Here is an 8,433-nt window from a genome sequence, read left to right as displayed (position 1 = left end):
AGTACACGGCTAAGCATGCGCATGGTGCACCAAATCCTGAAAATAATCCAACAAAAAAAGATTCCGACCATCTTCCTAAGATGATCGGAATCTTTTTCGTTATTTTGGCTAGTTATGTCCCAGCCTCTTTAGCTATCTTACATTTTAAGAAATTCGGTGTTTACTAAAAGGTAAGATTAAATTTCGGTTATTTGATTGTCTTATTTTAATTTCCCACTGATTTTTCACTTAATACTTTATTGAAATCTAGGCTCTATTCGATGTTTTGTCGCTTGTTCGTAGGAGTAACCTAGTTTGATTAATATTTGTTCACTAAAAGCTTTAGCGCTAAATGTTATACCAACTGGTTTTCCTTCATCTGTATATCCAGCTGGGATTGTAATGGATGGGTAGCCAGCTTTAGCCGGTAAGGAAGCTCCCCAGTTGTTTGGTGAAAGAATTGCATCTAGGTTATGTTTTTCCATAACCGCATCGATCCCTAACTCACGAGAGTACTTCAAATCCATCGCGCGACTTTCTAAATAAGCAGGATCGGTTGGATCATCACTCATTGCCTCTGAATCTTCCAAAAGCTCTTGATTGTATTTTAAAGCTAGCTCGTTATTTTGTTGATTAAATGCGATGATGTCTTTTAAATTTTTGACAGAAACATCTTCTGATACAGTTTTTAAGTATTTGTTAAGGTCATGCTTAAATTCATGTTTCATTACTACCATATCTAGTTCAGGCGTATGTATTTTAATTGGATCAATAATGGTCGCGCCTTGTTGTTTTATAGTAGCGATAGCTTCCTCGATCACAGTTACTTCTTCTTCTGAAAGTTCCGCGAACGTACTTCTATCTATCCCAATTCTACTTCCTTTTAATCCATCTTCTAATAATGAAGATGTATAATCCGTATCATTTCCCGGGAAATTTTTTGTCGAAGAATCAGATTCATCTTGACCAGCCATAACAGTTAACATGATTGCCGCATCCTCAACAGTTCGTGTCATTGGACCTGCTGTATCTTGACTATGTGATATAGGGATAATACCAGTGCGACTAACTAAACCAATAGTCGGTTTTATACCAACGAGCGAATTGCTACTTGCCGGACTAAGAATGGAGCCTGAAGTTTCTGTTCCAATTCCTGCAGTTGCAAAATTAGCTGCAATAGCTGAGCCAGTTCCTGCACTTGACCCACCTACATCAAACACACCAGGATTATATGGGTTAAGTACTTGTCCACCAAGAGAACTATACCCGTTTGGCATTTCGTAAGCCATAAAGTTAGCAAACTCGGTTAAATTAGCAGTTGCTAGTATGATTGCTCCAGCTTCACGTAATTTCTTAACTATAAACGCATCTTCTTCTGGATAGTTATGTTGAAGTGCTAAACTACCAGCTGTTGTAGCCATTTGATCTCTAGTATTGATATTATTTTTAATGATAATGGGAATACCATAAAGTAAACCGTTCGTTTCCTTGCTACGTTCTTTATCAAGTTGTTCAGCAATTGCTAACGCGTCAGGATTTGTCTGGCGAACAGCATTTAGTTTAGGTCCATTTAGATTATGTTCATTAATCTTATCTAGATACAGTTGAACAAGTTGTTTAGATGTTATGTTTCCGTATTCGAGTTCATTTTGGAGCTCTTTAATGGTAGCTTCTTCTATTTTAAAAGACATGCTTATTACTTCCCCTCTTTTGGCTGATTTTCTTCTATTTTAGCATATTTGTCTAGAAAAGGAATTGACTTCACCTTTGTTTCCAATTATTACGGGAAACATGCTATACTGCAGTAACCGTACAAATTAAATACTGACTAAAAGGAGCATTTTTTATTATGTTTAACAATACGATGAAAGATTTTTTGGAAAAGGCTTGGGAGAATGCAGGATTTGATGCGCCAACTCAAGTACAAGAGAAAGCTGTCCCACTAATAATTGAAGGAAAAGATGTAATTGTCGAATCACCTACTGGTAGTGGAAAAACGCTAGCTTACTTACTTCCAATCTTACAAGAAATTGACATACAACAAAAGCAAGTTCAAGTTATTATCCTAGCATCTTCTCATGAATTAGTTATGCAAATTTATCACGAAGTTCAAAATTGGACAAAAGATAGTGATATTTCAGGTATTTCACTAATTGGTGGTGCGAATATTAAACGACAGATCGAAAAGTTAAAGAAAAAACCTCAGCTTATCGTCGGCACCCCTGGTAGGGTACTTGAATTGATTAAACAAAAGAAATTAAAAGTGCATCAAGTTAAAACGATTATTCTAGATGAAGCAGATCAATTACTTGTCCCTGAACATAAAGAAAATCTGTTTACAATTATCAAGAGCACACCGAACGAAAGACAAATGTTATTGTTCTCAGCAACATTACCAGAAGCTTTGGCTCTTGAGGCACAATCATTCATGGTCGATCCGGAAACGATTCGGGTAAATAGAGAGGATGCAGGAACACCAGATGTTACATACAGTTATCTTGTGTGTGAAGCAAGAGATAAAATTGATGTGCTACGAAAAATAGTGCGGAATGAAGAAATTCAAGCATTAGTATTCTTTAGAGACATTGGCAATTTGTCCGTTATGGCCGAGAAGTTGAACTATAAAGGAATGCGTATTGGTGAACTGCATGGTGATCTCAAGAAACAAGAACGTGAAAAGGCAATTCGAGAGTTCGGTAAAAACGAGTTAGAATTATTGTTGGCAACAGATGTTGCTGCTCGTGGGCTTGATATTAAAGATCTTTCACACGTTATCCAAATGGACGTACCTGCCGATTCAAAACAATATATTCATCGAGCCGGTCGTACTGGACGTTTAGGTGCTTCAGGAGAAGGTAACGTACTTTCTATTATCACAACTGCTGAAGAACGTATGCTAAAGTCGATTAGTCGCGAACTAGATATAGAATTAGTAGAAAAGGTTCTACAAAAGGGAATGTTAGTAAACAAAAGATAATAGATTACGCAACTTTTGGAGATTGAATTGGCAAACAATTCTTGGTATAGAAAGTTGAATAGTTTAAAAAAGAGATAATCGCATTACCTATTCGGTGTGCGATTATCTCTTTTTAAATGAAAGTTATTAGCTAATGAGACTTTTTAATTAACTGGCAGTACATACCAAAGAACGCAAAAGAATATCATAACTGTTCCTGCTAGAACAAACACATGCCATAGTGCATGATGGAATTTAAATCCTCTCCAAACGTAAAAAATAGCACCCAATGTGTACAATAAGCCACCTATTACGAGCAAAATGATGCCATTAGGATCTAGTTTTTCCGTTAACGGTCCCCATGTAAAAATAATCATCCAACCCATCACAACATAAAGCATGGTTGAGATAAATAAGAATTTTTTCACGAAATAAATTTTGAATATCGTTCCACCAATGGCAAGACCCCAGACAATTCCAAATAGTGTCCAACCTTGAGCACCTTGTACGACAACAAAAAGAAATGGTGTGTAGCTACCGGCAATAAAAAAATAAATGGAAGAATGATCTAATATCTCAAAAACATCTTTTGCTTTTCCTTCAGGGAAACTGTGGAGCAATGTTGAAGAGGTATAGAGCAGGACCATTGTTACGCCAAATAACGTAAAGCTAATAATATGCCAAGCATTTCCTTCTAATGAAGAAAAAACAATCAATACGACAAGAGCAGCAATGCTTAAAAGCACCCCAATGCCATGTGTTATTGCATTTGCAATTTCTTCACCTTTTGAAAATTTGTGTGTTAATGCCATGAAAATGATCTCCTTCTACATATAATCTATTGCTTATTATGAACTTTTTTTAGGGGAAAACAAGGTACATTTGTCATATCAAAATTTAATTTTAAAGGAATTGTAAATGAATCTTTACAATTATGAGGTTGAACATATAAGCAAATCATTATATGATAATATGCAGATGGATATGGAGGTGTTTTATAATGCTACAAACAGCAATAGAGATGGATAAAGCAGCAATGATTATGAAGTTACTGGGAGATAAAACCCGTTTAACCATGATAAAACTGCTAGAAAATAATGACTGTTGTGTATGTGAATTTGTTGAAATTTTTCAAGCGAGCCAACCAGCAATCAGTCAACATCTTCGTAAACTGCGTGATGTGGGGGTCGTAAAAGAAGAACGACGCGGACAATGGATTTTTTATTCTATTAATAAAGAAAATATATTTTATCCTTTTGTTGAACAAATTCTAAAACAACTTCCAAGTCAAGATGAAAAACTGATTGATTTAGAAAAAAATGGAACAAGAATTACGTGTTGTTAGGGGGATGATACAGTGTCATTATCAGTTATTTTAGCTATATTAATTTTTATTGTAACGCTCGTCTTTGTTATATGGCAACCAAAGGGTTTATCAATTGGTTGGTCTGCTTGTGGCGGAGCAGTTATTGCATTACTTGTTGGTGTGGTAGGGTTTAGTGATGTTATAGAAGTAACAGAGATTGTTTGGAATGCAACACTAGCTTTTGTAGCAATTATACTTATCTCATTGATATTAGATGAAATTGGTTTCTTTGAATGGGCATCACTCCACATGGCGCGTGCTGCTGGTGGTAGTGGAATTAGAATGTTCATTTATGTCAGTATTTTAGGTGCAATAGTAGCTGCCTTTTTTGCGAATGATGGTGCAGCACTCATTTTGACTCCGATTGTATTAGCGATGGTTCGTAATCTTAAATTCAGTGAAAAAATGGTATTTCCTTTTATTATGGCAAGTGGATTTATTGCTGACACAACTTCATTACCATTGATTGTAAGTAATCTCGTTAATATCGTTTCTGCAGATTTTTTCAACATTGGTTTTGTTGAATATGCTTCGCGAATGATTATTCCAAATATTTTTTCATTAGTAACGACAATTGTAGTGTTATTAATTTACTTTAGAAAGAGTATTCCGCGTACATATGATTTGGCTGATTTAAAAGAACCAGTTGAAGCAATTAAAGATTACAAGATGTTTCGTTTGTCTTGGTATGTACTAGCGGTTCTATTGGTTGGTTATTTTATTAGTGAATTTATAGCGGTTCCCGTTTCAATAATAGCTGGGATTATTGCAATCTTCTTCTTATTTATGGCTAGAAATAGTAAGGCAGTAGATACGATGGCAGTTGTAAAAGGAGCTCCATGGGCTGTTGTGTTTTTCTCAATAGGTATGTATGTTGTCGTATACGGATTACGGAACGCAGGTTTAACAGATGTGTTAGCCCAGCTTATTCAAGCAAGTGCAGAAGAAGGTTTGTTTGTAGCAACTATAGCTATGGGTTTTATTGCCGCGATCCTGTCATCTGTTATGAATAACATGCCGACAGTATTGATAGATGCTTTGGCAATTGCAGAAACAGATACTTCTGGTGTCCTCAGAGAAGCGCTAATCTATGCAAACGTTATTGGTTCTGATTTAGGTCCAAAGATTACACCAATTGGTTCACTAGCTACACTTTTATGGTTACACGTATTAGCACAAAAAGGCGTGAAAATATCTTGGGGCACGTATTTTAAAACAGGAATTATTCTTACTGTGCCAATACTGTTTATTACCTTAATTGGTTTATATCTAACACTACTACTATTTTAAAAGGGGATTGATTATTATGTCTAAAAAAACAATATATTTCTTATGTACAGGTAATTCTTGTCGGAGTCAAATGGCTGAAGGTTGGGCAAAACACTATCTTGGAGAAGAGTGGGAAGTGAAGAGTGCTGGAATTGAAGCACATGGACTTAATCCAAATGCAGTTAAAGCAATGAAGGAAGTCGAAATTGATATTACAAATCAACAGTCAGAGATTATTGATGCTACGTATTTAAATAACGCAACGATGGCTATTACATTATGTGGTGATGCAGCGGATAAGTGTCCGATGACACCGCCTCATGTTATTCGAGAACATTGGGGTTTTGATGATCCAGCAAAAGCAACAGGTACAGATGAAGAAAAATGGCAAGTTTTCCAACTTGTTAGAGATCAAATTGGCGACCGTATTAAACTTTTTGCTGAAACAGGGAAGTAAAAATAAAGCCAGTAGTTGGTTAACTGTATCTTGCAAGAAAAAGGCGAAGTGGGTTTACCGATCCGGTGCATGTACCAGAGGAATAGCCACCTTTGATCAGTTTACAAATCTTTTAGCAGATCATACAATAGTAGAAACATATGACCTTATTGTAATTGATACAGCTCCAACTGGGCATACTTTATTATATTAGACGCTGCACAGGAATACCATAAAGAGATAAGTAGATCTACTGGGGTAATTCCAGAAAGTGTCGAAAGGTTACTGCCAAAACTTCGTGATCCAAAACAAACTGCTGTAGTGAATTTAACGCTAGCAGAGGCACCACCAGTATTAGAGGTAGAACGGTTACAGAATGATTTAATTAGAGCAAATATTATACCGAACTGGTGGGTTATTAATTAAAGTTTAACGCAAACAGAAACTACTAACCCTATCTTAGTTGGCAGAGCGAATGCTGAATACCGATGGATTGCAAAAGTACAAAAGACGTTAACGCGAAATAGTGAAATTGTTCCTTGGATTCGTGAGGAAACAAGCGGTTATCAGAATGTAAAAGATTTTGTGTTAAATTAATGAAATGAAAACCTAAAGAGGTGAAGAAGAATGGAAAAAGTAGTAATACTAGGAACAGGCCCAGCTGGCTTAACTGCCGCTATCTATTTAGCAAGAGCGAACATGAATCCAATTATTATTGAAGGTACAGAGCCGGGCGGACAGTTAAGTTTAACCACTGAAGTAGAGAACTTTCCTGGTTTCATTGATGGTGTAATGGGTCCTGAATTAATTGAGAATATGAAGAAACAAGCTGCAAAGTTTGGTGCTGTATTTCGAAATGGTTGGGTAACGGGTGTAGATTTCTCAGAGAAGCCTTATAAGTTGAAAATGAATGGAGCAGAAGACATAGAGACAGAAGCATTAATTATTTCAACAGGTGCAACAGCTAAAATGTTAAATATTCCTGGTGAGAAAGAAAATGTGGGACGTGGTGTAAGCACATGTGCAACTTGTGATGGCTTTTTCTTTAGAGGTAAAAAAGTTGTTATTATTGGTGGTGGAGATTCTGCTATGGAAGAAGCGAATTTTTTAAGTAAATTTGCTGATGAAGTTGAAATAGTCCACCGTAGAGATGAATTGCGTGCATCTAAAATAATGCAAAATCGAGCAAGTGAAAACGAGAAAATAAGTTGGAATTTAAATAAAACACCAGTAGAAGTTATTAGTGAAGGCAATAAAGTATCGGCTTTAGTTGTTAAAGATAGCAATACTGGTGAAGAAGAAACGGTTAAAACAGACGGTATATTTATAGCAATTGGGCATAATCCGAACACAGACTTTTTAGACGGAAAAATCGATACGGATGAAACAGGCTATATTCAAGTTGTGCCTGGAACAACTGAAACAAATATCCCTGGAGTCTATGCTTGTGGCGATGTGCAGGATAAAAAGTATCGTCAAGCCATTACTGCAGCTGGAACTGGCTGCATGGCTGCACTAGATGTAGAAAGATATTTAGAAGGAAGCAGCGTTCAAGATTGGAGTCAAACGCTTTAAACAAAATCGTCTGATCCTTTTTCAATGAAAGAGGATCAGACGATTTTTTGTTTTTAATCAGTCAACTTTCGCACTATAAAACAGGCACTTAAGTTTTGGTATAACAAGAAAGTCGAACAATTCAAAATAGAAATTGACTTCACGCTTCTTTGGTAATCTGTCCGTTTGATCTGACGCACTTGAGAGAAACTCCGCGGTAAGAGAAGACTCTTACCCGTTACATCAGTAAATGGATTCGCTTTCCGTGGGCACAGTCTCAGCTAACTTGGATAAGCAAAAGTCGCTTTCCGAGTGGATCTTCAACTTGTGGGATTGCGATTACTCATCCCACCCTAAAACATTTGCTGTTCCCACAGGAGTGTCATCCATTTGCTTCCTTCACTGAATTGAACTTAAAAGTAACATAAACTACGCTATCTATTGACTTCTATATTCATATTAAGCTTATTACAGTGTTAAGCTATATGGAATAATATCTGAAAAGGTCTGTTATCGTTAATAAATCACTATCAGTTTCAACAATAAACATTACGCAACTAGCGATGAAAATCCACTGCGACTCCTGCGGGAACAGCACGGTCTGAAGATCCACTTCATAAAGCGTTTTTTGCTTTATGAAGTTAGCTGAAGACGTGCCCCATAGCCGTCAAGCTAAGCACTACGGTTTAAAGAACTAGAAAAATACGATACCCTAACGGATAAGAAATAGTTATTTGGAGGGGATGTCGATGTATTTCAAGAAAGAAATGGAGCCATTTATTCAAGGCATTCATCAAGTGTTATCAGTCTCTGAGGTGCGTCAATGGGCGCGTGAAATAGGCTTTGTTCAACGCCAAAATAAATTAAAGCCAG

At 36.5% G+C, this 8,433-nt stretch carries 8 protein-coding genes; 6 read left to right on the top strand and 2 right to left on the bottom strand.

Translation table 11 applies throughout. The annotated features are described in order from the left end of the window. Window positions 1-236: 236 nt before the first annotated feature. The gene (locus tag D2K62_RS18335) at window positions 237-1,670 is read right to left on the bottom strand and encodes an amidase family protein (RefSeq protein WP_112181965.1); all 1,434 of its coding nucleotides are present in this window, start codon (window positions 1,668-1,670) and stop codon (window positions 237-239) included. Between the two features lie 158 nt (window positions 1,671-1,828). Between D2K62_RS18335 and D2K62_RS18330 the strand changes: the two genes are divergently transcribed. Further along, window positions 1,829-2,956 carry a DEAD/DEAH box helicase gene (locus D2K62_RS18330; RefSeq protein ID WP_112181964.1) on the top strand — a complete coding sequence of 376 codons (1,128 nt, stop codon included), beginning with the start codon at window positions 1,829-1,831 and terminating at the stop codon, window positions 2,954-2,956. A 143-nt stretch (window positions 2,957-3,099) separates the two neighbouring features. Here the strand turns inward: D2K62_RS18330 and trhA are convergent, their stop codons facing one another. Then, window positions 3,100-3,747 (bottom strand): PAQR family membrane homeostasis protein TrhA, encoded by a 648-nt coding sequence (trhA, locus tag D2K62_RS18325; RefSeq protein ID WP_112181963.1) that lies wholly within the window; start codon window positions 3,745-3,747, stop codon window positions 3,100-3,102. Window positions 3,748-3,935: 188 nt separating this feature from the next. Here trhA and D2K62_RS18320 point away from each other — a divergent pair, with 188 nt between their 5' ends. The 5 genes from D2K62_RS18320 to trxB all read left to right on the top strand — a co-directional run bounded on the left by D2K62_RS18320 (window position 3,936) and on the right by trxB (window position 7,581). Then, the gene (locus tag D2K62_RS18320) at window positions 3,936-4,280 is read left to right on the top strand and encodes an ArsR/SmtB family transcription factor (protein WP_112181962.1); all 345 of its coding nucleotides are present in this window, start codon (window positions 3,936-3,938) and stop codon (window positions 4,278-4,280) included. A 12-nt stretch (window positions 4,281-4,292) separates the two neighbouring features. Continuing rightward, window positions 4,293-5,591 carry an arsenic transporter gene (locus D2K62_RS18315; protein WP_112181961.1) on the top strand — a complete coding sequence of 433 codons (1,299 nt, stop codon included), beginning with the start codon at window positions 4,293-4,295 and terminating at the stop codon, window positions 5,589-5,591. Window positions 5,592-5,607: 16 nt separating this feature from the next. Continuing rightward, the gene (arsC, locus tag D2K62_RS18310; protein ID WP_112181960.1) at window positions 5,608-6,027 is read left to right on the top strand and encodes an arsenate reductase (thioredoxin); all 420 of its coding nucleotides are present in this window, start codon (window positions 5,608-5,610) and stop codon (window positions 6,025-6,027) included. Continuing rightward, window positions 5,918-6,220 carry an ArsA-related P-loop ATPase gene (locus D2K62_RS19530; protein ID WP_112181959.1) on the top strand — a complete coding sequence of 101 codons (303 nt, stop codon included), beginning with the start codon at window positions 5,918-5,920 and terminating at the stop codon, window positions 6,218-6,220. Before arsC ends, D2K62_RS19530 begins: the two co-directional genes overlap by 110 nt. Before the next feature lie 413 nt (window positions 6,221-6,633). Beyond that, window positions 6,634-7,581: a thioredoxin-disulfide reductase gene (gene trxB / locus D2K62_RS18300; protein WP_117148982.1), complete on the top strand. Its 948-nt coding sequence runs from the start codon at window positions 6,634-6,636 to the stop codon at window positions 7,579-7,581. Window positions 7,582-8,433: the final 852 nt, after the last annotated feature.

Source organism: Paraliobacillus sp. X-1268, from assembly GCF_003426095.1.
In the GTDB taxonomy this organism is placed as follows: Bacteria; Bacillota; Bacilli; order Bacillales; family Amphibacillaceae; genus Paraliobacillus_A; species Paraliobacillus_A zengyii.
The sequence above is the reverse complement of the archived record's forward strand: the minus strand, read 5'-3'. Positions and strand labels throughout refer to the sequence as shown.

What these genes read in the sequence shown, in the direction of transcription:
- D2K62_RS18335 (WP_112181965.1), bottom strand. Translation starts at nt 1,670, where the DNA reads ATGTCTTTTAAAATAGAAGAAGCTACCATTAAAGAGCTCCAAAATGAA.
- arsC (WP_112181960.1), top strand. Translation starts at nt 5,608, where the DNA reads ATGTCTAAAAAAACAATATATTTCTTATGTACAGGTAATTCTTGTCGG.
- D2K62_RS18320 (WP_112181962.1), top strand. Translation starts at nt 3,936, where the DNA reads ATGCTACAAACAGCAATAGAGATGGATAAAGCAGCAATGATTATGAAG.
- D2K62_RS19530 (WP_112181959.1), top strand. Translation starts at nt 5,918, where the DNA reads ATGATCCAGCAAAAGCAACAGGTACAGATGAAGAAAAATGGCAAGTTT.
- D2K62_RS18330 (WP_112181964.1), top strand. Translation starts at nt 1,829, where the DNA reads ATGTTTAACAATACGATGAAAGATTTTTTGGAAAAGGCTTGGGAGAAT.
- trhA (WP_112181963.1), bottom strand. Translation starts at nt 3,747, where the DNA reads ATGGCATTAACACACAAATTTTCAAAAGGTGAAGAAATTGCAAATGCA.
- trxB (WP_117148982.1), top strand. Translation starts at nt 6,634, where the DNA reads ATGGAAAAAGTAGTAATACTAGGAACAGGCCCAGCTGGCTTAACTGCC.